Here is a 23,588-nt window from a genome sequence, read left to right as displayed (position 1 = left end):
TTGTTTTTGAAGGGAAAAGATGATTAGCAGATTAAGGAAATGGGTGAGGTTGGTGGTAGGTGCGGCCCCTGCTATTTCCAGTATACGGGAAATTTAATAAAGAAAATATGTATGAAGCAGCCCTTGGGGTAGGAAGTTTAAGAAACCAACATAATTGCTGATTCGTTATGTGAGGATTAATTAACAGAAAATAGTCATATATAGCTTGTAAAAATGCATCCTTGGATATGCATTGACAATTCGGGCAAATCCATTTTTGCCTGTCGTAACTCATTGGAATAAATAAGCAAAGTGGGCATTGGACTCCCGGCCTTATATCAGATTTATTTATTCCAATTTGCTTTAATATATTGCTGATTTCTGGTGTGTGTTTGGTTAATAAAAGTTGGCTTACTTTTTCAATTTGTTTTTTATTGAATATCTCCTCTGTAAAAGATTTTTCAGTGACGGCAATCCTATTTAATATATCATAGGCCCTACAAACTTTTTCTTCTGCTTCTTTGTAGCCAGGTTCGATAATTACTTCCGTAGATGTACGGCAAACGGCGACAAAAAATCCAATTGGAACTTTTGGAATATTGTTGGATTCCAGCAAGTTTTTTAACAATATTTTGTGACGAATCGCTTGAGATACTGGGTTTTCATAAATTTCTCTTATGTCACAATTCTCATGAATCATTTGATTTTTACCTATTCGTAAAGTTCCTGAATGATTTTTTCCTTCAAACATGAGAATGTTTTTTGGAGATAATAGAAGAGCATCAATTTGGAAGAAGGTATTTCCTACGGGAAAGCGGAGACCTTGAAAAATAAGGTACTTTTTATCAGGGATTTGTTCAAGATAATGTCTAATTGTTTTTTCTCCATTGTAGCCCGACCTAAGTATTTTTATTTTCTTCTTAATTTCTGGCATCATAATATGATTTTCAATTATTCGTCTTTCAGCCGCCTCTGCTTGAAGTAAAGCCCTTGGGATTGTTAGATCTTTTCGGAACAAAGCAACTCCTCCTTTCAATTTAACATAATATTTCAACGAAAATTAACGAATACCTACTTATAAATATCAGCATTTGTGAATATATTTTGTCGGATCAAATTCTAAAAATAAATGCTAGGACATCCAACAAATATGTGGTGGTATTCTACAATATTTGGAGTACATTCTACAAAACTTTCTGGTTATTCTACAAATTTACAGTCCCATTCTACAATTGCCAAATAAATTCAATCCAGACACTAGATCATCCTACAAATTTGTGGTGATATTCTACAATTTTTAGGCTATATCCTACAAAAGTTACTGGCTATTCTACAAATTCACAGCCCTATTCTACAATTGCGAATAAATTCAATCCAGACACTAGATCATCCTACAAATTTGTGGTGATATTCTACAATTTTTAGGCTACATCCTACAAAAGTTACTGGCTATTCTACAAATTCACAGCCCTATTCTACAATTGCGAATAAATTCAATCCAGACATTAGATCATCCTACAAATTTGTGGTGATATTCTACAATTTTTAGGCTAAATCCTACAAAAGTTACTGGCTATTCTACAAATTCACAGCCCTATTCTACAATTGCGAATAAATTCAATCCAGACTCTAGATCATCCTACAAATTTGTGGTGATATTCAACAATTTTTAGGCTATATCCTACAAAAGTTACTGGCTATTCTACAAATTTCACATCCCTATTCTACAATTGCGAATAATTTTACAAAAAAAGAATAGGCGCCACCCCAGCGCCTATCCCCACAATCTTATTTAAATACTGTCTCTTTAAACTGCGCTAATTTTTCTAATGAAGACTTATCTACATCAGCATGTAGGCTGTTTCCATGGGAGTCCATCGTTACTACTGCTGTGAAGCCTTCTACACGAAGATGCCACATTGCTTCCGGAATACCAAATTGCATCAAGTCAACGCCTTCGACGCCTTTAATACAGTCAGCGTAATACTGCGCTGCACCGCCGATAGCATTCAGGTACACACCTCCGTGCTCCTGAAGAGCTGCCAGCGTCTTAGGGCCCATTCCTCCCTTACCAATTACAGCGCGGATACCGAACTTCTTCATAATGTCACCTTGGTAAGGCTCCTCACGAATACTTGTAGTCGGTCCAGCAGCCTTGACATGCCACGCTCCATCTTCGTCTTTCAACATAACAGGACCGCAGTGGTAAATGACTTGACCATTTAGATCCACTGGTGCATCATGGTCGCTTAGATACTTATGAATTGCGTCGCGGCCAGTGTACATTAAACCGTTAATTTGAACAACGTCACCGACTTTCAGCGAACGAATTTGCTCTTCAGTAATAGGAGCTTCTAATGTAATCACGCTCTCTGAAGAAACGGCAGATTCCTTAGAAGCAGCCTCATCCACCTCAGCAAAATCAATAAACTCACCTTCTTGGTAAGCCCACTCATTAATTTCACCGCTCACTGGATCCACGTTCACTCCCATACGGCGGAATGCCCAGCAGTTGTAGGCAACAGAAACATAGAAGCTGGCAGGAATGCGGTGCATCACGCCAATTTTACAGCCAAGCAAGGTTGCTTCGCCGCCAAAGCCCATTGTTCCGATTCCTAATTTATTTGCATTTTCCATCACATATTCTTCTAACTTACGAAGTTCTTCATTTGGATTAACGTCTTCAACCGAACGGAATAATTGCTCTTTTGCTAAATCATAGCCTGAAGAACGATCCCCGCCGATTCCGACACCGATAAAGCCGGCGCTGCAGCCTTGGCCTTGTGCCTGATAAACGGAATGCATGATACATTTGCGGATTCCGTCCAAATCACGGCCGGCGCGGCCTAGTCCGTCTAACTCACATGGAAGGCTGTATTGAATGTTTTTATTTTCACAACCGCCGCCTTTTAAAATCAAGCGGACATCGATATAATCTTTTTCCCATTGATCAAATTTGATAACTGGCACACCTGCACCCAGATTATCTCCGCTGTTTTCACCTGTTAAGGAATCCACAGAATTTGGGCGTAATTTACCTTCTTTTGTCGCCAAAACAATAGCGTTCTTAATCGCTTCTTTAATTTCTAATTGATTCACACCAACTGGAGTTTTAATTTTGAAGGTTGGCAGACCTGTATCCTGGCAGATTGGCGATACTTGATCGTCAGCCATTTTAATGTTGTTTGTGATGGTTGCAAGGCTCATTGCAGCACTTGTGCCTGCGTTTTCTCTTTCCTTTGCGGACTTAACGGCACGGCGCACGTCCTTTGGAAGTTTGGTAGATGTTTCAACGATTAGCTTGTACATGCTTTCTTGAAATTTTGTGATATTCACTTCGTTTTCCCCTTTCCCGAAATTCCCCAAATTATTCTATATAAATTTACAACTTTTTGACTTTTTCATTATACTCCTATAGGCACTAGATTTAAAGGATAAGCTTGCAAGCGAATTCATGGTAACTTTTCCAAAAATACAGGCTACGTTAAACTTTATGTTGATTTGCGCTCCAGGCGCTTCGCTTTCCGCGGGCGTCCCGGGGAGCCTCCTCGGCGCTTTGGCGCCTGTGGGGTCTCCCCTGCCCCGTACTCCCGCAGGAGTCTTCGCGCCTTCCGCTCCAATCAACTGTGTTAAAAATCAACAACGGTCTTTAATACAGCCATAAAAAAGAGTCTGCTATTTAACAGACTCGCTGGCTTCACGGTTATTGAATTCTTTGCATTTATTTTCCATTTCATCTAGCATCGAAATTAAACGGTCAATATCCTCCAGATCCGCATCTTCCGGATCTATGGCATCAAGCACATCAATAAACATATTTAAGCGATGTTTTAAAAAGTCAACCTGAGAATTTTTATCTTGGACTGGACTACCCACGAACTTCATCTCCTTTCACTACCGTTCTCATCCTATCGAATATTTCATACTTTTTCAATATATTGCCCTAATTTACAATAAAAAAACTCCCACCATGTAGGAGTCTTTCCATCAAATTACCTTGGCCGCTCAGACGCTGCAAATCCAAAGGAAACGTAATCCTGAACAGGAATCCAGGCCCCAATGCCCTGCGAAGTAACGTTTTTTATGACGATAAACTTCCGGTTTCCTTTTAGCATTAAATAAACTTCACCGTAAGTGACTTTCCCTTTTTCATTTACCCCTGGTGCATACGCATATAAGTAACCTAAGCGGTTGGGCGGAATGTTATAAATATGATCATTTTTTGTTCCTGAGCCAATAATCGTTTCAAATGCTAGCGGCAGATTGGTCTTCTCCATCGCTTTTAAAAGCATCATCTTTTTAACGTCTTCAGCATTTGGGATTTTTGCAGTCAGACCGCCTCTGACGATTTTCTGTGCCTCTTGAACATATTTAATCTGGTATGGAACCTTGCCTCCGCGATTATCAAAATAGTTGGTATTAATTTTTTGGTATTCCCAATTAGGCGAGGTCTCTGTTGATTCATAATTTAAAGGCCACTGCCCTAAATAAACAATCGCACGGTAACCAATCGCAAACGGAGTACTATTAATACTAGACTCATTGAGCATCCGAATTAAATCGGGATTATCAATTTTAACCCTAGAAGTTTTGATTAACTTTTTAGTTAAATCGCTTGGCTGCAAGAATGGCAAATCCTGTGTTGAATTAGGATAGGTATTTTCCTTCGTAATATTTCGAACTGAAGCTGGAACCTGGTATTTTACAGGATTTTTTTTCACCGCACCGGCTTTTTCAGCAAAAGCAGACGGAATAATAGTTAACATTAATAACAGTGTCATAAGGATTAAAACATTTTTCCTCACTGTATTGAACTCCTTTCACTAGTAGCATTAATAAGGTCTGCTCATAGTTTTTTCGGAGTCCCCAAATATTATCCATTCACTTTAGTAAATTTCAAATCTTTCGCTTGAAGCTTCTGCATTAATTTTTCAAAATATGGAAAAAACAATTGGATCGCCGGTCCAACGGCGAAGGTAATAATAATTGTGCCGTAGGAAATTGGTCCATTCAGGAAGAAGGCCGGAATTAAGGCGGTGATTTCACCGATGGTTTTGGCAACCATTAAATTCACACGAAAGCGTTCTTTAATAGCTAGCATGAAATTATCAATCGGACTCTGTGGAAATTTAGCTTGTAAGTAAATTGATGCTCCAAATCCAATTATCAGAATGCCTATCAGCAGCATCGCCAGTTTAGCAAAAAGTAAATCAACGGCAAACAAATCAAATATAGTATTCAGCCAAAAGTCAACTAAAGTACCAATTACAATAATCGTTAAGAGAGAAAGGATATCTGGTCTTTTTTTCAACAATAGGGAGACCACAATCATTAAGACGGCGCCATCAATCATGACCCATTTTCCAACCGATAGCCCGGCTCTTTCGGTTAGTGCAACATTGAGCGCATCCCATGCGCCAACGCCGATATCCGCTACCTCAATGGTCATACATACACCGAAGGTCATGATAAACAAACCGAAGATAAAAAATAAAAATCGTATCAATAATTTCATCTTTTGCTCCTTGAAAAAAAGTAATGGAATTGTAATAATCAGAACATTTACAAGATTCAATTTTTCCTTTATAATGAGGTTAACCTTTCAAAAAGGAGGGCTGTAATCAATCTGCTGGCGAATTATTGATTTTCATTAAGGAGGTTGGGATTCACTAATAAAATGACATTCAACACTCGTGTTTTTTCAAATTATAACTAAACATGAAGGTTGGTGATCGATGGTCCCAAGAAAAGCGATTGATTTTTTACCCTTATAGAAACTAGGTGCTTTACATTATAGCACAGCTGTTAGGTTTTACCCCGTACATTAATAAGGAAGTTTGAAAAAAGAGACTCTAAGCCGCATTGGCTTAGAGTCTTTATTTTTGAAAGCATTACCATTCATTAGAGCAGGAAAAAACCTATGCCTATGATGACATATGCTGCTAGCAGCGTTAAGCCTTCAAACCAATTCGTTTCTCCGTCATTGGAGATAACAACCATTAAAAGCACGGATGAAACCATCGCGATAAGTTCCTGCCAGCTGAAGATCAATGGCATGGACTGATTAAAGAAAAGAGAAACAATGACAAGAACGGGTGCGACGAACATCGCTACTTGAAGCGTTGATCCGATTGCGATTTCTACAGCGATATCCATCTTATTCTTATAAGCCATTAAAACGGCAGAGGCGTGTTCGGCAGCGTTTCCGACGATGGCGACAATGATGACTCCGATGAACAGTTCTGTCCAGCCGAAGGATTCTGCGACAAACTCAAACGTGTGGACAAGATGCTCAGAAATATAGGCCACGGCAATCGTTGCAATGGCGAGAACAGCAATAGCCTTCCCTTTCCCCCACTCAGGTTCTTCTTCATCATGTGTTTCGGTATCATTAGTCGTCTGGTACACCCCTCGATGAGTCACCAGTTTAAAAAATAATGCTGCTAAATAAAGAATCACCAGGGTAACGGAAATTCCGACGCTTAAGGTTAGTGTTTTTCCCTCACTCATATCCAAGGAAAAAACCGCTGGAATTACAAAAGCAATGATGACTGCAAACATTAAAAGTCCGGAATTATGGCGGGCATCATACACATTAAACTCCTGCCGCTTATATTTTACCCCCCCTACAAAGAAGGAAAGACCAGCGACGAGAAGCAGATTTCCTAATACAGAACCGGTTAAAGATGCCAAAACGACCCCAACAAGGCCAGCTTTTAACGCAAAAATCGAAATAATCAATTCAACTGCATTTCCAAAAGTAGCGTTTAATAGTCCGCCAATCCTTGGGCCGGCAACAATCGCCAGGCTTTCTGTCGCCCTTCCCATAAAGCTGGCTAGAGCAATAATTGTTAAGCAATAAAGAACAAATAGGATACCATTTGACCAATGCATTAAAGTTCCAATAATAGATAACGGGACTCCTGCAAACGTCAATATCATAAAAATTTTATTTGTCACCGCATTCCCTCCATAGTCTAGTTTTTTACTCACTAATTTTTCTACTACATTTTTTGCTGTCATTTTCTCCATAATTAGCCAAAAAAAGAGTATCATTTTTCAAAAGACATATGCAACATTTTTCTTGCAAAGGTGAAAGATTCTACGGTACCATCATTTAAGGACTATGAATAGAGGAAAATATGATGAATAAACTTAATTTCCGTTTTTGGATCCTAGTGAGTATTGTTGCCATTTCCGGTTTTTCTCAGGGGATGCTTCTTCCGCTCGTAGCCGTTATTTTTGAAAAAAGTGGTGTTTCCTCTTCTTTAAATGGTTTAAATGCCACTGCTCTTTATATAGGGGTTTTGCTGGTATCGCCGTTTATGGAGATGCCTTTAAGAAAATATGGATATAAGCCTATAATTATTTTCGGCGGTGGACTGGTTGTGATTTCGCTTGCCTTATTCCCCCTCTGGCAAACCTTTTGGTTTTGGTTTGTTTTACGCTTGTTAATTGGAATCGGTGACCATTCCTTGCATTTTGCCACCCAGACCTGGATCACTTCCTTTTCCCCCGCAGAAAAAAGAGGACGAAATATTTCCTTGTATGGCCTGTTTTTTGGAATTGGATTTGCCACTGGGCCGTTAATGACCCCATTGGTGAATGTTAATGAAGCCCTCCCATTTATTGTTTCTTCCATTCTTTGTTTGATTGGCTGGGTATTTGTTTTTAGTTTAAAAAATGAACTTCCCGAACAAGAAGTGAGAATTAATACTTTTTTTTCAACCATCAAGCAGTTTAGAAAGGCAATTAAATATGGCTGGGTAGCTTTTTTGCCGCCATTATGCTATGGCTTCTTAGAATCTTCTCTAAACGGGATATTCCCAGTTTATGCTTTAAGAATGGATATTAATGTTTCCAGTGTCTCGCTTGTATTGTCTGCTTTTGCCATAGGCAGTATCATTACCCAGTTGCCTTTAGGGATGTTAAGCGATCAATATGGTCGGAGAACCATTTTAATGACGGTTCTATTTATTGGGTTTATCAGCTTTACAGCAGCCAGTTTTCTTGAACACTCTTTTGTTGGTCTTTTCATAGCCATTCTCATTGCAGGAATGGTAGTAGGCTCAACCTTTTCACTTGGTATTAGTTATATGACTGATCTAGTACCAAGAAATCTTTTACCGACAGGCAATTTGTTATGCGGCATCTTCTATAGTGTTGGAAGCCTAAGCGGCCCCATTCTGGGAGGTCTGTTTATTAAGTTTTTCCAAAATATAAGCTTTTTTTATTTTATTAGTGCACTGCTTCTGGCTCTTTCTTTTATTATTTATACATTTGGAAAAAAAGCTCCCGTTCTCACTGAACAAAAAAATTAATTCGGAGCAATTTCATATCTTAAGCATAAAATGTATGGTAAAATAAAATAAAATTTAATATAAATAAAGAATTTTTCTAGAAACTGCTGTCATCACCAAGATGACAGCTTTCGTGCTTTTTTAGGGTAATGATTTTGATTATTTTTCTCAATTAGATTTAAATCTTATCAATTAGAAGGACCAAGGGGGGAAAATCAATGAGTTCTGAAGCAAAGTCTCTAACAAAGGGTATACAAAAAGTAGGAGTAATTGAAAAGATTAAGCCGCATGCCGAACTGATTGCAGCAATATTAAGCGGGTTACTGATAGCCACCGGGTGGTTATTAAATAAATATGAGCAGGGAGCGGATTCCATCATTGCCTATCTGCTGGCTTTTGTGATCGGCGGTTTTGCCAAGGCAAAGGAAGGCATCGAAGCTACTTATGAAAATAAGGAACTAAATGTGGAAATGCTTATGATATTCGCTGCAATTGGTTCAGCCATGATTGGCTACTGGACAGAAGGAGCTATTCTTATCTTCATCTTTGCGGTCAGCGGAGCCCTTGAAACCTACACCATGAATAAAAGCCATAAAGAGATTTCATCATTAATGGAGCTTCAACCAGAAGAGGCGCTCTTAATTACAGACGGAGATGAGGAGCGGGTTCCCGTTTCCCGGCTTCGTGTTGGTGACCACATCCTTATAAAACCGGGTGAACGTGTACCATCAGACGGGATTATCATCAAAGGACAAACCAATATTGATGAAGCAGCAATCACTGGAGAGTCCATGCCTGTCTCTAAAGGTAATCAAGAGGAAGTATTTGCCGGTACAGTTAATATGACTGGGTCCATTACGGTTCAAGTAACAAAAGCGAGCCATGATACCCTTTTTCAAAAAATCATTCAGCTCGTTCAATCTGCCCAAAGTGAAAAGTCACCTTCTCAGCTTTTCATTGAACGTTTTGAGGGAACGTATGTAAAAGTCGTTCTAGCCGTTGTGCTTGCGATGTTTTTCCTGCCGCACTTCGCCCTTGGCTGGAGCTGGCATGAATCCTTTTATCGAGCGATGATATTATTAGTAGTCGCCTCACCCTGTGCCCTAGTCGCGTCCATCATGCCCGCAACGCTTTCAGCCATTTCAAATGGTGCAAAGCATGGAATATTGGTTAAGGGCGGTGTACACCTGGAAAATTTGAGTCATTTAGAAGCCATCGCTTTTGATAAAACCGGAACACTGACTAAAGGAAAACCTGAAGTGACCGAAGTTATTGTTAAGGAAGGGCTTGATACAGAAACACTACTTTTGAAAGCCGCATCTATCGAAAATCATTCGAACCACCCGCTTGCTCAAGCCATTGTCAAATATGCAAAACAGAACTTGAACATAGATCTTTTCCATCCTAACAGTTTAGAGGATGTGCCTGGATGGGGTGTCAAAGCAGAAATAAACGGGGAACTATGGAAAATTGGAAAAGCTGCATTTGTTGGGAAAGAACGGGTAAATCACTTTGCAGATGGAAAAGCAAAAGTGCTTGCCAGCCAAGGTAATACGCTAGTGTTCATTGAAATTAATGGCGAACTAAGTGCCATGATTGCATTAAAAGATGTTGTCCGTAAGGAAACAAAGCTGGCTATTGACCATTTAAAGAAACAAGGTATTCGCACCGTAATGCTTACTGGCGATAGCGAAAAAACAGCTCGGGCGATTGCGTCTGAAAGCCATGTTGATGAATTTTACTCTGAATGCTTACCACAAGAAAAAGTGGAGCAATTAAAGCAATTAAAAACCAAATATAAAACCGTCGCAATGGTGGGTGACGGCATTAACGATGCACCTGCTCTTGCCATTGCCAATGTCGGCATCGCCATGGGAGAAGGAACAGATGTTGCGCTTGAAACAGCAGATATTGTCCTCATGAAAAATGACTTGCCTAGGATCTCTGAAGCGATTCTACTTTCCAAACGTATGAACAAAATCATTAAGCAAAATGTTGTTTTTTCCATTACGGTCATTATGCTTTTGATTTCATCCAATTTCTTTCAGGTGCTTGATTTGCCTTTTGGGGTCATTGGACATGAAGGCAGTACTATCTTAGTCATTCTGAACAGTCTACGCTTATTAAAATCATAATGAAAGCCTGGTGAATAAATTCACCAGGCCTTTTTATTTCATTAATGATATCCATTTGATCCATTTGCAGATCCAGAAGTTTTATTCCCTTTGCTGCCCTTACCTTTTTGCTTCGTACCGCCATCTTTTTTAGTATGTTTTGTCATCGATTCATACCTCCGTTTATGTTGGGTCATGTCATACCCAATTATAGTTTTGACAGAAAACCTATTTTCATAAAGGAAAGTATTAGCAGTTCGTACGGTTTTTTTCACTATAAAAGGCATTAATTTCTCCGCCCAAAATTATAATGAAGGCAGATATGTAAAGCCAGATCATTAACACGATAATCGCTCCAATACTACCGTATGTAAGCGAATAGTTACCAATGTTCTCTACGTATAAGGATAATCCCATCGAAGATATAATCCAGCCCAATGTCGCAAAAGCTGCTCCTGGAAAGGCACTGCGACAGCGTAATTTAACATTAGGGGCAACCCAATATAAACCAGTAAAAATGAGAAATAAAATAATCGCACTAACGAGCAGGCTAAATGTATCCCAAAGCTTTATGAACTGTTGTGTATATCCTAATTGCGAAAATAAAAAGAGTCCAATTTCCCTGCCGAATATCGGTAGTATAATCGCGAGGATAAACACAAAAATCATACCGAGGGTTAATAGAATAGCCATTCCTCTTGCAACAATAAAGGAGCGGCTTTCCTTGACATTATACGCCTTATTAAAAGCCCTCACTACCGCATCAATACCATTGGATGCGGACCAAATCGTCCCGATAACCCCGAATGAAAGCAAGCCGCCGCTGCGATGATTCATAATAAACTTTACGTTTTTTTCAATAAGTTCCATTGCTTCAGCCGGTGCAAAATCCCTGATCATCCCCAGCATATCTTGATGAGGAATCGGGATATAGGGAATAAGTGAAAAAATAACAATGAGGAGCGGAAACAGGGCAAGAAGAAAAAAGTAGGCCAATTGGGCACTTAATCCTGGAAGGTCATCTTCTTCAATTCTATGCCAAAGCAATCTAAGCAATGAAGAGCGTACATTCACGGTCTTTTCCACGTCCTACTCTCTCCTTTTTCAATAAATTTTTTAATCTTCTACAATAACTTCTTTTAAGAGCTCCTCTTCGTCACTCTTGGAGAATGAGTCCTTCGTTTCTTTGACGATATCCTTCACCTGGGGAGTTAATTCGCGCAACTCCTCAACCTTGTCCACAAGATAGGAGATATCCTCACTTACCTGCTCAAACGTAGACCGGATTTTCCCAGCGGTTTCTGCAGGATGCCTTAAAATATAGGTAACCTTACTTGAAGTTTTTGAAACGTTTTCCTTCATAATCTGTCTGGTTTGTTTATCTAATAAACTGATCACTCCCCCTGCGAGTGCTCCCAGTAACATACCCTTCCAAAATTGATTTTTCTTCGTCATCTTAACCTTTCCTTCCTTATTTCTAATTATCATAAATCGAATTTTCAATGAAAATAATACCAAAAATACAATCTACCTTTTATTTTGCTTTATTCACGCTCCCTAAGCAAGTACGTCCGCTAACTTTATCATGAGTTTTGTATTGACATAACCTTTTTAACATGAAAAGATGGGATTAATATTTTGGAAAGGGTGACCGGAGTGAATCTATCCCAAAAGTCAGTAGAAAATGTTGAATTTATGATCGAACAGATAAAAGAAAAACTGAAGGTATTAAACCTTGGTGCGATTAAACCCTCCCACTTCGATGAGGAAATGTACGAGGAATTAAAAGAAATCTATGAAATGGTACTTCGAAAGAATTCCTTTAGTCCTAATGAAATGCAGGCTCTTGTAGAAGAATTAGGAAATCTTCGAAAAAGGTAAAAAAACAGATCACGAGGATCTGTTTTTTTTATTTTCCCTGATCAGTTAAAATAATCGGACCGTCTTTGGTAATAGCAATTGTGTGTTCGTATTGAGCTGAGTTTTTACCGTCAATGGTGCGGGCGGTCCAGCCATTGTTATCCATCTTTGTTTGGTACCTGCCAACATTAACCATTGGTTCAATCGTAAACACCATTCCTTCTTTAATTCGAGGTCCCTTACCTGGCAGCCCATAATGCGGTACATCCGGTTTTTCGTGGATGACAGTTCCAATTCCGTGTCCAATAAAGTCCCGAACGACTGAGAATCCTTCACTTTCAACATATTTTTGAATGGCATGTCCTATATCCCCAATTCGGTTGCCAGGAACGGCCTGTTCAATCCCTTTGTATAGTGCTTCTTTTGTTACGTTTAATAAATGGTCTGTCTCCGGTGAAACTTTGCCAACTGCATAAGACCATGCAGAGTCAGCCAAAGCACCGTTATAATTAACAACCATGTCAATCGTAACAATGTCTCCCTCTTTTAGTGGCTCTTTTCTTGGAAAGCCATGGCAGATTTCGTCATTTATACTCGCGCAGGTTGCATATTCGTACCCTTTATAGCCTTTTTGCTCAGGGGTAGCATTATTTTCGCTTAAAAATTGATCGACAAACTGATCAATCTCCCAAGTTGTTATACCCGGTTTAATTCGCTTCGCTATTTCTCTATGACAGGCAGCCAGTATTTCTCCCGCCTTTTTCATCGCTTCAATTTCACGTTGTGACTTAAGGACAATCATGTAAGGGGCCCCTTCCTTTTTGTTTAATTTTATGTAGGTTAAGCAATATTGTTCGTTATAGAAACATACTTATATAAAAATTATACTTTAAGACTAAATTGGCAACACTATTAATATTAACTCTATCCGATTATTTTTTCAAAATTACTTATAGCCTCGGTAACTTAACCATTAATTCTCAAAGTTCATAATTTTGTCATAATCCTCCGTTCGTAATATGGTACTTACATATTCTTTTTGGTAGAATTAACATATAAACAATAATAAATAGGTGTGTGAGGCTCAATGATTGGTGACCGCGTAAAAAAATTTCGCTTAGAGAAGAAAATGTCACTATCCGAACTTGCTGAGCAGGCAGGTGTTGCTAAATCTTATTTAAGTTCACTTGAAAGAAACCTGCAAAAGAATCCTTCGATTCAGTTTCTTGAAAAGATTGCTGCTGTACTAAATCTTCCTGTGGAGCATTTAATACATGAACAAATAGATAAAACTGAGTTAGATAGTGAATGGATGAATATTGTGAAAGAAGCCATGAATTCTGGTGTATCAAAAGATCAATTTCGTGAGTTTCTTGAATTTAATAAGTGGCGGACAAACCAAAACAATAACCAATAGGATTTTTGCACAATGAAAAGAAAAAGCATTCTACAAAACATAAATTTTTTGTAGAATGCTTTTTCTTTTCCCATATGTACTCAGATGTTTTTAGTTATTAGCTCTTTTACCTGATGTTGATTGAGGAATTCCCGTACTTCTTCTAATGATAATCCGAGCTCTTTCGCCTCTAATATAAGACCCATCCATTCCTCGTCGATGACATCCATTTTTCTTTCTGTAATCACCATCGTTTTCACCCCTAAAATACATTCGTATTCCAGGTAGCCCGGCCATCATAGTAAGCAAATACCTACCTTAGATCCTCGGCTTTGCGTCCCTGTTTTTCAACAGGTTTGCCCTTTTCTGTCTTTAATGAAACTAATTCATCACCGACTTACCAATCATCACTAACATTTCTAGGTCAATATACTTAATCGTTTTCGATATGTTCATTATATATAGTCCATTTATAACAGGGTGTTAGATTTTGTCATTTTTTTATAAAATTCCAACAATTTTTTAAAACAAATAATCCCAAAATCCTACAAAATATCCCCTTTTGTTTTACATTTCTAGCTGTTTAAATTGGAAAAGGGAGGAAAATTACGTCGAATTCCCCTTTTAATTTCCAAAATCCCTTATTATATTTGGTTTTAATATTTGTCTAAAATGTGACTAAGAGCATATAATGAAACCAACATAAAAATATACTTAATATTAATAATATTCCAATAATAATAAGAGGTGATGTACCTTGACCTTTATTCATGTCTTAAACTTCTCGATTCCGATTGCATTTATGGTATTTGCAGGATATTTTCTTGACCGCATGTGTAAACCCGCAAAAACAGAAGAAAAAGCTGGCGAAGAGTGAACTGTTAACGGCTCCTCTACGACACAGCTTTTTTTATTTTAACTTACTTTGTACCTTTAACTCGTAATTTTTAAAAATGGAAGAATTGGTTTTTACACCTTTTTTGGACATGATTTGATTAAAACGAATCAGCTTTTCATTTAACTTTCTTTGTAGGTTTTCTTTTTCATTACTATCATCTGTTTTTTTAATTAAATCCTCGATCGTCATTAATTCTTGACGTAAATGACTTTCCTCCTGGGTATATCCTGCATTTTTCAGCAATTTATAAGCCATCCGCAGCTCCTCGGGAATTCCCGACAAATCCTCTAGCTGCATTGGTTTACCCAATCCTGGAAGATTTTCGAACTCTCCATCTTTATATGCCTTTTTAATACGGTCTTCCGAGACAATTTGAAACATGTCCATGTTAAAGCCTCCTTTTTACCATATATGTAAGTTAATTATATCAATTTCTAAGTTAAATTTTTAAGTTAACGTCTTTAAGGACAAGTAATTATTTCTATTCAGTTGGGGCATGCTACATGCGTATACGAAAGGAGTGTTGAGTTTGGCTCGTGGAGAACATTTTAACCACAAAAGGAAACACCATCCAGGTGAGTTTCCTCAGAATAGCCTTGCGGAAAAGCATGGAAAGGAAGCCATTGGCGACGAAGAATTCATTGTAACCCAGGAAGCATTTAAGAATAGAATCGAGGAAGACGGAGGACGCGGTGATACCGCCCGTGTGCTGCCGGAACAGACAGAATAAAAAGGCGTGAGCAACTCACGCCTTTTTTCCTTTAGAATGTTTGTTTTAAGCTTCTAACCATCTGGGAAAATTCAATATTTTTAAGCCACTCAGATGCCTTTTCGATATCTTTAGAAAATACTCGGTCCTGAGTAATGGCAGGAACCTGTTCCCGGCCTTTTTCAAAGAGCATCTTTGTATGTGTCGCCATTTTTTCGACTCCACGGAATTCTACAGCCTGCATGGCACAAATCAACTCAATTGCAAGAACCTTTCTAGTGTTTTGAATGATTTGATAAGCATGTCTGGATGCAATCGTTCCCATGCTGACATGGTCCTCTTGATTCGCTGATGAAGGAATCGAATCTACGCTGGCAGGATGGGCAAGAGTTTTATTTTCTGAAACCAATGAAGCGGCTACATATTGCATAATCATTGCCCCTGACTGTAAGCCTGGTTCAGGGCTTAAGAATGGCGGCAAATCATTTAATTGCGGATTGATTAAACGTTCAATCCTTCTTTCAGAAATGTTAGCTAATTCGGCAACAGCAATTTTCATAAAGTCCATTGCAAATGCAATCGGCTGACCGTGGAAGTTACCGCCAGAGATTACTTTTTCACCATCATCAAAAATTAACGGATTGTCAGTTGCCGCATTCATTTCAATTTCTAGTTTTTCTTTTACATAATCAAGAGCCTGCCAAGATGCACCATGAACTTGTGGAATACAACGAAGAGAATAAGCATCCTGAACTCTAAGCTCTCCCTGCATGGTCGTTAATAAGCTGTCACTTAAATATTGGCGGATTCTCGCTGCTGTATCAATCTGCTGTTGATAGCCCCTTGCCACATGAATTTCTTCAGCAAAGGCATCAATTATTCCATTTAATCCTTCGATTGTCATGGAAGCAATAAGCTCACTCTCATGAGCAAGCTGCTCAGCCTCAAGATATCCTACTACCCCCATTGCAGTCATTGCTTGAGTACCATTAATCAAAGCGAGACCTTCTTTCGCTTCTAATGTAACAGGAAGGATTTCTTCCTGCTGTAGTGCTGAAAGGGAGTCCATGCGATTTCCTTTATAAAAAACTTCTCCTTCACCGATTAGCACTAAGGCAAGATGTGATAATGGAGCTAGATCACCACTTGCTCCAAGCGATCCTTGTTGCGGAATGACAGGGATAATGTCCTTATTTACTAATTCGATAAGCTTTTCAATAACAAGCGGTCTGATTCCTGAGAAGCCCTTTAAAAGTGCATTTGCCCGAAGAAGAACCATTGCCTTTGCAACAACTTCAGGGAAAGGCTCGCCTACGCCGCAGGCATGTGAACGAATTAAGTTAAGTTGAAGGTCCTGTACATGGTCCTTATCAATTAAAACATCACTAAATTTACCAAAACCGGTAGTAATTCCATAAACAACCTTAGATTCTGATACGATTCTTTCTACTGCTTCCCTGCTTTTTGCAGCAGCCTCCATGCTTTGTTCAGAAGCACGGACCTTTTGCTTGCGAAATAAAACATCCTTCATTTGCTCCAACGTTAAACTATTCCCAGTAAGTGTAATCATTTCTCCATCTCCTCTAATACTTTAGTATAATAAAGAAAGAGGCTGAACTCGTATCTGATTAGATTTTGAGTCCAGCCTCTTTTATGAACATAACGGAATATTGTATGAATTTATTGCGATGCCTCATTGTTATCATCCCATTCAAAAAAATTATAAAACTATCGAGTCGATAATTATTGTATGCGAAGAAAACCCTTACTGTCAATTAAATTTTCTGAATTTTAACACGATAATACTTTAGCACAATAACAAATGAAAGGTAATAGAAATTGATAAAGGGGCCATTCATAAAGATATTCTATCTTTGTGAATGGCCCCTTTATTAGTTAGTTAATCAAATTTTAACCCTTTTAATGCTTCTGCCAGCGCATTATTCAATGGTTCTTCGTCTTTCTCTTGATTTTTCAGATACTTTTGTACAGTGCGCTTATCCACTTTCCCGCTAGATTCTTTTTTGCGGCGTGCTTCGAAAGCAGATAGTTTTTCACGATGTCCACATTTACATACGAAGATTTGGCCCTCGCCTTCGCCGCGAAGCTCCAGTTTTTTATGGCATTGTGGGCAGCGTGCATTGGTGACTCGGGATACATTTTTACGATGACCACATTCCCGATCTTGGCACACGAGCATTTTACCTTTTTTTCCATTTACTTCAAGCATTGGTTTTCCACAGTCTGGACAATTTTTAGTTGAAATATTGTCATGCTTGTATTTTTTATTACTTGCTTTAATTTCAGCTACGATTTCTCTTGTGTAGTTCTTCATTTCACTAATAAAGACTTCTTTTTTCAACTTTCCATGAGCAATCTGATCAAGCTTTTGTTCCCACTCAGCAGTTAAAGTAGGAGACTTTAGCTCTTCAGGCACTAAATCTAACAATTGACGGCCTTTAGAAGTAAGGTGAATGTCTTTTCCGCGCTTTTCGAGTAAGAATGAATTGAATAGCTTGTCAATTATATCAGCACGTGTAGCAACAGTACCTAATCCACCAGTTGATTTTAACGTTTCTGCCAGTTGTTTATTTTTTGTTTCCATATACTTCGTAGGGTTTTCCATTGCCGACAGTAAGGTTGCCTCATTAAATCGTGCAGGTGGATTGGTTTGGCCAGATGTTTGAGCGATTAGCTTCACGTATAATGTGTCGCCTTTTTCGATACGAGGTAAAATCTGTTCCTTTAGGTCATCTGCTGCTTCATCATCTTCAAAGCGATTTCCGTATACTTCTTTCCAACCAATTGATAGAATTGTTTTTCCCCTTGCAACGAAGTTCTCATCACCGATTTTCGCACGAAGCGTTAATTGCTCGTACTCGAATGCCGGGAATAATACTGCTAAGAATCGTTTTACAACTAAGTCATAAATTTTCCGTTCTTTATCTGTAAAAGCTGCAAAGTTTACATAGCTTTCTGTTGGAATAATGGCATGGTGGTCTGATACTTTGCTATCATCAACAAATGCTTTAGAAGCTTTTATCGGCTTGCTTAAAATCTTATTAGTTAAAGGACGATATTCTCCTCCCCCACATGCCCTCAATCGTTCTGGAAGTGTTCCGACAATATCTGAAGAGATGTATCGCGAATCCGTACGCGGATAGGTTAAAACTTTATGCTGCTCGTACAGCTTTTGCATAATGTTTAATGTTTCCTTTGCAGAGTAACCAAAGATTTTATTCGCATCCTGTTGCAGTTCTGTTAAATCATAAAGTGCTGGGGAGTATGACTTTTTCGGTTTTTTCTCAATTTCAGTTACATAGGCATTTTGTTTTCCTAGTTTTTTTACAATCGTATCGGTTTTTTCCTTATCAAAGCTGCGACTATTCCCTTTTGCATCTTGCCAAGTCAGCTTTAAATTGTTCGATGTTTGGGCTTCAATGCCGTAATAAGTTTGTGCTTTGAAATTTTTTATTTCATCCTCGCGTGCTGCAATCATTGCAACAGTTGGTGTTTGAACACGACCGCAGTTTAATTGGGCATTGAACCTGGTTGTTAATGCTCGGGTTGCATTTAGCCCAATATACCAATCAGCTTCTGAGCGGGCGACAGCTGAAGCATATAAATTGTCATAAGACTTGCCAGGCTTCAAATTGGCAAAGCCATCTTTTATTGCTTTATCGGTAACAGATGAAATCCAAAGACGTTTAATAGGTTTATTGACTTTTACTTTATCAATAATCCAACGTGCAACTAATTCTCCCTCTCTGCCTGCGTCTGTAGCCACGATTATTTCGCTGACGTCCTTTCTAAACAGTTGACTCTTAACGTCATTAAACTGTTTTCCAGTCTGCTTAATTACTGTCAATTTCAAACGATCAGGCAGCATTGGCAGATCTTCTAAATTCCATGTTTTATATTTCACATCGTAACTTTCTGGATCAGCAAGTGTAACTAGGTGCCCAAGTGCCCAAGTAACGATATATTTATTACCTTCAAGATACCCATTTCCTTTTTTATTACAATTAAGCACACGTGCAATATCACGTGCGACAGAAGGTTTTTCAGCAATTACAACACTTTTTGCCATATTTAAAACATCCTTTCAAGTTTCCATAAGTTAAATATAGCATACGTACAAAAATAATAATAAAACTGTTCCATTAAAGGGCCATATTCTAGTATGATGAAATGGCATCAAAAGTGAAACGAGGATACAGTATGAAGATAAAGGATTGGGATCCAAATCTAAAGGTTCGCTTGTTTAGTGAAGCCATGATGAACATTACCTTTTGGATGTTTTTTCCCTTTTTAACGATTTATTTTGCAGATGAATTTGGTAAAAATAAAGCAGGGTTATTATTAGTGTTTTCACAGGTTTTTTCCGTGATAGCCAATCTGATGGGCGGATACTGTGCCGACCGCTTTGGTCGAAAACGGATGATGGTGTTGTCCGCCATTGGACAGGGACTTTCTTTTTTGGCATTTGCTTTTGCAAGCTCACCATGGTTTCATTCTCCTTGGGTAGGCTTTTTATCGTTTGCGGTTGCCGGTGTTTTCGGTTCCTTTTATTGGCCGGCAAGTCAAGCGATGATTGCGGATGTAGTCGAAGAAAAAGACAGAAGCAGCGTCTTTGCGATATTCTACACATCTATCAATATTGCCGTTGTTATTGGTCCTATTTTAGGATCTATATTTTATGTTCACTATCGTTTTCAATTATTGCTTGTAGCAGGCATGGTGTGCATTCTGCTTGGTTTTATTTTATTAAAATGGACCCGTGAAACGGCTCCCCTTCAAAAAATGGCAGACGCTTCGATTGATAGAAAATGGTATTATTTTTTAATCAACCAGTTTAGGGATTATTCGCTCCTTATTAAGGATAAAACATTCCTTTTATTTATTTTGGCTGGTGTTTTAGCTGGTCAAACGTTTATGCAGTTGGACTTATTGATTCCTGTCTATATTAAGGATGTCGTTAAAAATCAAAATCTGTTTTCCTTTGGAGATTGGTCTTTTTCTGTAAGAGCAGAGCAGGCCTTTGGAATTGTCCTTGCGGAGAATGGCTTCCTTGTCGCATTATTGACGGTGGTTGTAACAAAATGGATGAGTAAATATTATGAACGAAACGTATTTGTGCTTTCATCTATTGTTTATGCGGTATCCATTGTGATCTTTAGTCAAACCCATATGATTTGGGGACTTATTTTAGCAATGGCCGTATTTACGTTTGCTGAACTTATGGGCGCAGGGCTCCAGCAAAGCTTTGTTTCTAAACTGGCCCCCGAACATATGAGAGGTCAATATTTTGCCGCTGCAAGTCTGCGGTTTACCATCAGCCGGACAATCGCCCCCCTTTCGATCCCCTTGACGGTTTGGATTGGGTATGACTGGACGTTTTTGGTCTTGGTTATCTTAGCACTCCTAAGCAGCTTCTTATATTGGCTGATGTTCTATATTTTTGAAAAGCAATCTATTAAAGCCGGGGCCTAAAGGGTCCCGTTTTTGTTGAAATTCAAAAATTGTCCAAAAAATTGTACTAATTTATTCACATTCACCCCTTTTAACATTATAATTAGAGTGTAAACTTTTTATTATTTTAAGGACGGTGGAATCAATGGAATTATCGCAATTCATGGCTCCAACTTCATTATCAGGTATCATTACATTTATCGTTCTATTTTCAGCAGGTGTTTATTTTAATATAAAAGTATATGGCAGCAAACTGCAGTAAAGAAAACAGTCTTTACTGTTTTTTTATGGTTTCATGCCAACGGTTTCTTTTTCCAATTAAAAAAGCTACAATATATAGGAAGATTCTGAAAAGGAGACATACATATGAGTGATTTTCAAAGAAATCTTGAAAAATATGCTGAACTTGCCGTTAAGGTCGGGGTAAATATTCAGAAGGGGCAGACTCTGGTCATTGGAGCAGCGATCGATGCAGCAGAATTTGTCCGTCTAGTAGTCAAAAAGGCTTATGAAACGGGTGCCGACAATGTCGTGGTGAATTGGAACGATGATACGGTCACAAGGACAAAATACGATTTGGCTCCAGATGAAGCCTTTCTTGAGTATCCAGCATTGCGTGCGAAAGAGCAGGAGGAATTTGTAGAAAAGGGCGCTGCCTTTATGTCCATTATTTCTTCTAGCCCTGATTTACTTAAAGGTGTGAATCCTGAAAGGATTGCCAACTTTAATAAAGCTGCTGGGAAAGCATTAGCCAACTATCGAAAAGCAGCACAATCGGATAAAATCAGCTGGACAGTTATTGCAGCTGCCTCATCAGCATGGGCTGCTAAAGTTTTTCCAGATGTTCCAAGCGAACAGCAAGTTGATAAGCTTTGGGAAGCAATTTTTAAGTCTGTGAGAGTGGATGCTGAAAATCCGGTCGAAGCTTGGAAGAAGCATGATGAAACCCTGCACGAAAAAGTACATTATTTAAATGAAAAACGCTATGCAAAGCTTCACTATAAAGCTCCTGGGACTGACTTAACGATTGAGCTTCCGGATAAACATATTTGGGTTGGAGCCGGCAGTGTGAATGAAAAAGGCTTTGAATTTATGGCCAATATGCCGACCGAGGAAGTATTCACCGTTCCATTTAAAACCGGTGTCAATGGTACCGTTGCCAGTACTAAGCCGCTAAGCTACGGCGGAAATATCATCGACCGTTTTTCGATTACCTTTGAAAATGGAAAAATTGTTGGTGTGAAGGCGGAAGAAGGCGAAGAAATTTTAAAACGCCTAGTCGATACAGACGAAGGCTCCCATTACCTTGGAGAAGTGGCTCTTGTACCGTACAATTCGCCAATTTCACAATCTAATGTTCTATTCTTTAACACGTTGTTTGATGAAAATGCATCGAACCATTTAGCCATTGGAAGTGCCTATGCCTTCTGTATTGAAGGCGGAAAGCAAATGTCCTCTGAGCAATTGGCTGAAAATGGACTGAACGAAAGTATCACCCACGTTGATTTCATGATCGGATCCGATCAAATGGATATCGATGGCATTACCGCCGATGGTAAAACTGAACCAGTATTTAGAGGCGGAAATTGGGCTTTTTAATAAGATAAGCGAACAAGGTGTCAGGCACTATGTGAATATCTTACATGGTGCCTGACATCTTCTTTTTTATGGAGTAAAAATGATGGCTCCATCTTTTGCTTTTGAAATTTTATCGCGTATTTTATTAAGCTGCTGCATTGGATCCTGCACGATGACATTTCCTAATAAATCAAAAAGTCCGAGTGATTTAAACAGGCTCTCTTCCCAGCTTTGAAGCGCTTCGGTCAGGGATATGTTACTTTGGCAAACTTTATTCAACGGCAATTTCTTTGCAATCGCATCATCAATTAAAGCCAATGCAAGCTCTTTATTAATCACTCCTTTTGCATCCTCCATTTGCTCACAAACAGATTTTACCACCTGTTCCACTTTTTTCGTTGTACCGCTAACTACCGGCTCAAGTGGTTTTGTTACAGGCTCGAGCGGCTTCAACACTGGTTCAAGCCGTTTTACAACAGGTTCTAAAGGTTTCAGGACAGGCTCAACCGGTTTTAAGACGGGCTCAAGCGGTTTGGTTATGGGATCAAGCGGTTTCAAAATTGGTTCTAGTGGCTTTGTTACCGGATCAAGCGGATTGGTCACGACATCAATGACATCGTGAATCGGATCGGTAATTTCTCCAATGCCGCCAGACGGCACGTCCGCTTTTGAACCATCTGCACAAGTAAGAGGCAGATGCCCAGCCGAAATTTTTGCAATTTCATTATCCAATTGATTCAATGGGAGCAAACTTAAATCCTGGAGGATTTGCAATTTCCCCGGCTTTTCAGCACCAGCATTTCCGGAAATAGTATTAAGGACTAACTTTTCTATTAAACTATCTTCCGATTTCATATAATGTGCGACCATAACCACATCCTCCATCCCTAACTCAGGAACTGTTTCAGATGCATTAATACATGCGCCTTTAAAGGAAATGGCTGTAGTATCAATAGTCATCCCTTTTACCGTAACTGGTCCACTGGCTTTTAAGGTGATACTGACTGGACCATTTGATGATTCAACAAGTTTCGTTAATCTCATACCATAAATCGTTGCCGACTGATATTGAAAGCGAAGCATTGGCTCCTTATCATTTTCTGTGGTTTCTTGTTTTACAATCGATGCTGTCATTCCTGAGCCAACCACTCGATCTGCTTCAATAATAAAACCATCAGTATCCAATTTTTCGGCATCTACACTTTTACCGAGAGAGCATATTGACAAAAACATGAGCGTTAGACTGCAACTTAACAAGATAAACTTGCTTTTCCACCACATA

21 protein-coding genes and 1 riboswitch are annotated in these 23,588 nt (G+C 38.8%); of the genes, 7 read left to right on the top strand and 14 right to left on the bottom strand.

Translation table 11 applies throughout. The annotated features are described in order from the left end of the window. Nucleotides 1-31: 31 nt before the first annotated feature. From ACIFOT_RS11370 to cax, 6 genes are all read right to left on the bottom strand, one after another. Complete coding sequence (locus ACIFOT_RS11370) at nucleotides 32-997, bottom strand: nuclease-related domain-containing protein (protein ID WP_430064589.1); 966 nt, start codon at nucleotides 995-997, stop codon at nucleotides 32-34. A 770-nt stretch (nucleotides 998-1,767) separates the two neighbouring features. Beyond that, complete coding sequence (locus ACIFOT_RS11365; protein WP_430064588.1) at nucleotides 1,768-3,315, bottom strand: fumarate hydratase; 1,548 nt, start codon at nucleotides 3,313-3,315, stop codon at nucleotides 1,768-1,770. A 339-nt stretch (nucleotides 3,316-3,654) separates the two neighbouring features. Further along, nucleotides 3,655-3,855: an SE1561 family protein gene (locus ACIFOT_RS11360; protein ID WP_223589708.1), complete on the bottom strand. Its 201-nt coding sequence runs from the start codon at nucleotides 3,853-3,855 to the stop codon at nucleotides 3,655-3,657. A gap of 116 nt (nucleotides 3,856-3,971) precedes the next feature. After that, entirely contained in the window at nucleotides 3,972-4,760 is a 789-nt protein-coding gene (locus tag ACIFOT_RS11355) for a YfkD family protein (RefSeq protein WP_430064640.1), read from the bottom strand. A gap of 92 nt (nucleotides 4,761-4,852) precedes the next feature. Continuing rightward, nucleotides 4,853-5,494 carry a YczE/YyaS/YitT family protein gene (locus ACIFOT_RS11350; RefSeq protein ID WP_430064587.1) on the bottom strand — a complete coding sequence of 214 codons (642 nt, stop codon included), beginning with the start codon at nucleotides 5,492-5,494 and terminating at the stop codon, nucleotides 4,853-4,855. A gap of 386 nt (nucleotides 5,495-5,880) precedes the next feature. Next, nucleotides 5,881-6,939 carry a calcium/proton exchanger gene (gene cax / locus ACIFOT_RS11345; protein WP_430064586.1) on the bottom strand — a complete coding sequence of 353 codons (1,059 nt, stop codon included), beginning with the start codon at nucleotides 6,937-6,939 and terminating at the stop codon, nucleotides 5,881-5,883. Between the two features lie 185 nt (nucleotides 6,940-7,124). On the opposite strand from cax, the gene ACIFOT_RS11340 reads away from it, so the two are divergent. Continuing rightward, nucleotides 7,125-8,300 (top strand): MFS transporter, encoded by a 1,176-nt coding sequence (locus ACIFOT_RS11340; RefSeq protein ID WP_430064639.1) that lies wholly within the window; start codon nucleotides 7,125-7,127, stop codon nucleotides 8,298-8,300. Nucleotides 8,301-8,497: 197 nt separating this feature from the next. Next, complete coding sequence (locus tag ACIFOT_RS11335) at nucleotides 8,498-10,414, top strand: heavy metal translocating P-type ATPase (RefSeq protein WP_430064585.1); 1,917 nt, start codon at nucleotides 8,498-8,500, stop codon at nucleotides 10,412-10,414. Between the two features lie 228 nt (nucleotides 10,415-10,642). Here the strand turns inward: ACIFOT_RS11335 and ACIFOT_RS11330 are convergent, their stop codons facing one another. Beyond that, entirely contained in the window at nucleotides 10,643-11,479 is an 837-nt protein-coding gene (locus ACIFOT_RS11330) for a YihY/virulence factor BrkB family protein (RefSeq protein ID WP_430064584.1), read from the bottom strand. Nucleotides 11,480-11,509: 30 nt separating this feature from the next. Beyond that, complete coding sequence (locus tag ACIFOT_RS11325; protein WP_430064583.1) at nucleotides 11,510-11,848, bottom strand: YtxH domain-containing protein; 339 nt, start codon at nucleotides 11,846-11,848, stop codon at nucleotides 11,510-11,512. Between the two features lie 201 nt (nucleotides 11,849-12,049). On the opposite strand from ACIFOT_RS11325, the gene ACIFOT_RS11320 reads away from it, so the two are divergent. Then, nucleotides 12,050-12,274 (top strand): DUF1128 domain-containing protein, encoded by a 225-nt coding sequence (locus ACIFOT_RS11320; RefSeq protein ID WP_223589697.1) that lies wholly within the window; start codon nucleotides 12,050-12,052, stop codon nucleotides 12,272-12,274. Between the two features lie 28 nt (nucleotides 12,275-12,302). Here ACIFOT_RS11320 and map read toward each other — a convergent pair whose 3' ends face one another. Next, nucleotides 12,303-13,055, bottom strand: coding sequence for a type I methionyl aminopeptidase (gene map / locus ACIFOT_RS11315; RefSeq protein WP_430064582.1), 753 nt, complete (start codon nucleotides 13,053-13,055; stop codon nucleotides 12,303-12,305). Between the two features lie 285 nt (nucleotides 13,056-13,340). Here map and ACIFOT_RS11310 point away from each other — a divergent pair, with 285 nt between their 5' ends. Further along, a complete protein-coding gene (locus tag ACIFOT_RS11310) occupies nucleotides 13,341-13,670 on the top strand; it encodes a helix-turn-helix domain-containing protein (RefSeq protein ID WP_223589693.1) in 330 nt (109 codons plus the stop codon). 80 nt (nucleotides 13,671-13,750) lie between these two features. Here the strand turns inward: ACIFOT_RS11310 and ACIFOT_RS11305 are convergent, their stop codons facing one another. After that, entirely contained in the window at nucleotides 13,751-13,900 is a 150-nt protein-coding gene (locus ACIFOT_RS11305) for an anti-repressor SinI family protein (protein ID WP_430064581.1), read from the bottom strand. Between the two features lie 29 nt (nucleotides 13,901-13,929). Next, a riboswitch (cyclic di-GMP riboswitch) is annotated at nucleotides 13,930-14,020 on the bottom strand. Nucleotides 14,021-14,559: 539 nt separating this feature from the next. Further along, complete coding sequence (locus tag ACIFOT_RS11300) at nucleotides 14,560-14,934, bottom strand: DnaJ family domain-containing protein (RefSeq protein ID WP_430064580.1); 375 nt, start codon at nucleotides 14,932-14,934, stop codon at nucleotides 14,560-14,562. 142 nt (nucleotides 14,935-15,076) lie between these two features. On the opposite strand from ACIFOT_RS11300, the gene ACIFOT_RS11295 reads away from it, so the two are divergent. Continuing rightward, nucleotides 15,077-15,277 carry a hypothetical protein gene (locus ACIFOT_RS11295; RefSeq protein WP_430064579.1) on the top strand — a complete coding sequence of 67 codons (201 nt, stop codon included), beginning with the start codon at nucleotides 15,077-15,079 and terminating at the stop codon, nucleotides 15,275-15,277. Between the two features lie 31 nt (nucleotides 15,278-15,308). Here the strand turns inward: ACIFOT_RS11295 and hutH are convergent, their stop codons facing one another. Together hutH and ACIFOT_RS11285 are read right to left on the bottom strand one after the other, a co-directional pair. Beyond that, a complete protein-coding gene (hutH, locus tag ACIFOT_RS11290; protein WP_430064578.1) occupies nucleotides 15,309-16,826 on the bottom strand; it encodes a histidine ammonia-lyase in 1,518 nt (505 codons plus the stop codon). A 330-nt stretch (nucleotides 16,827-17,156) separates the two neighbouring features. Beyond that, complete coding sequence (locus tag ACIFOT_RS11285) at nucleotides 17,157-19,346, bottom strand: DNA topoisomerase III (protein WP_430064577.1); 2,190 nt, start codon at nucleotides 19,344-19,346, stop codon at nucleotides 17,157-17,159. A 131-nt stretch (nucleotides 19,347-19,477) separates the two neighbouring features. On the opposite strand from ACIFOT_RS11285, the gene ACIFOT_RS11280 reads away from it, so the two are divergent. Together ACIFOT_RS11280 and ACIFOT_RS11275 are read left to right on the top strand one after the other, a co-directional pair. Then, nucleotides 19,478-20,749, top strand: coding sequence for an MDR family MFS transporter (locus ACIFOT_RS11280; RefSeq protein ID WP_430064576.1), 1,272 nt, complete (start codon nucleotides 19,478-19,480; stop codon nucleotides 20,747-20,749). 345 nt (nucleotides 20,750-21,094) lie between these two features. After that, nucleotides 21,095-22,327, top strand: coding sequence for an aminopeptidase (locus ACIFOT_RS11275; protein WP_430064575.1), 1,233 nt, complete (start codon nucleotides 21,095-21,097; stop codon nucleotides 22,325-22,327). A gap of 66 nt (nucleotides 22,328-22,393) precedes the next feature. Here ACIFOT_RS11275 and ACIFOT_RS11270 read toward each other — a convergent pair whose 3' ends face one another. Then, the gene (locus ACIFOT_RS11270) at nucleotides 22,394-23,587 is read right to left on the bottom strand and encodes a hypothetical protein (RefSeq protein WP_430064574.1); all 1,194 of its coding nucleotides are present in this window, start codon (nucleotides 23,585-23,587) and stop codon (nucleotides 22,394-22,396) included. Nucleotide 23,588: the final 1 nt, after the last annotated feature.

This window comes from Neobacillus sp. NRS-1170 (assembly GCF_050468025.1).
This window is presented reverse-complemented; position numbering and strand designations above follow the sequence as displayed.

Bases quoted from the DNA above. Each gene is read 5' to 3' on its own strand.
- ACIFOT_RS11355 (WP_430064640.1), bottom strand. From the start codon at position 4,760: ATGACACTGTTATTAATGTTAACTATTATTCCGTCTGCTTTTGCTGAA.
- ACIFOT_RS11350 (WP_430064587.1), bottom strand. From the start codon at position 5,494: ATGAAATTATTGATACGATTTTTATTTTTTATCTTCGGTTTGTTTATC.
- ACIFOT_RS11340 (WP_430064639.1), top strand. From the start codon at position 7,125: ATGAATAAACTTAATTTCCGTTTTTGGATCCTAGTGAGTATTGTTGCC.
- ACIFOT_RS11335 (WP_430064585.1), top strand. From the start codon at position 8,498: ATGAGTTCTGAAGCAAAGTCTCTAACAAAGGGTATACAAAAAGTAGGA.
- ACIFOT_RS11325 (WP_430064583.1), bottom strand. From the start codon at position 11,848: ATGACGAAGAAAAATCAATTTTGGAAGGGTATGTTACTGGGAGCACTC.
- map (WP_430064582.1), bottom strand. From the start codon at position 13,055: ATGATTGTCCTTAAGTCACAACGTGAAATTGAAGCGATGAAAAAGGCG.
- ACIFOT_RS11310 (WP_223589693.1), top strand. From the start codon at position 13,341: ATGATTGGTGACCGCGTAAAAAAATTTCGCTTAGAGAAGAAAATGTCA.
- ACIFOT_RS11305 (WP_430064581.1), bottom strand. From the start codon at position 13,900: ATGGTGATTACAGAAAGAAAAATGGATGTCATCGACGAGGAATGGATG.
- ACIFOT_RS11300 (WP_430064580.1), bottom strand. From the start codon at position 14,934: ATGGACATGTTTCAAATTGTCTCGGAAGACCGTATTAAAAAGGCATAT.
- hutH (WP_430064578.1), bottom strand. From the start codon at position 16,826: ATGATTACACTTACTGGGAATAGTTTAACGTTGGAGCAAATGAAGGAT.
- ACIFOT_RS11285 (WP_430064577.1), bottom strand. From the start codon at position 19,346: ATGGCAAAAAGTGTTGTAATTGCTGAAAAACCTTCTGTCGCACGTGAT.
- ACIFOT_RS11280 (WP_430064576.1), top strand. From the start codon at position 19,478: ATGAAGATAAAGGATTGGGATCCAAATCTAAAGGTTCGCTTGTTTAGT.
- ACIFOT_RS11275 (WP_430064575.1), top strand. From the start codon at position 21,095: ATGAGTGATTTTCAAAGAAATCTTGAAAAATATGCTGAACTTGCCGTT.
- ACIFOT_RS11270 (WP_430064574.1), bottom strand. From the start codon at position 23,587: ATGTGGTGGAAAAGCAAGTTTATCTTGTTAAGTTGCAGTCTAACGCTC.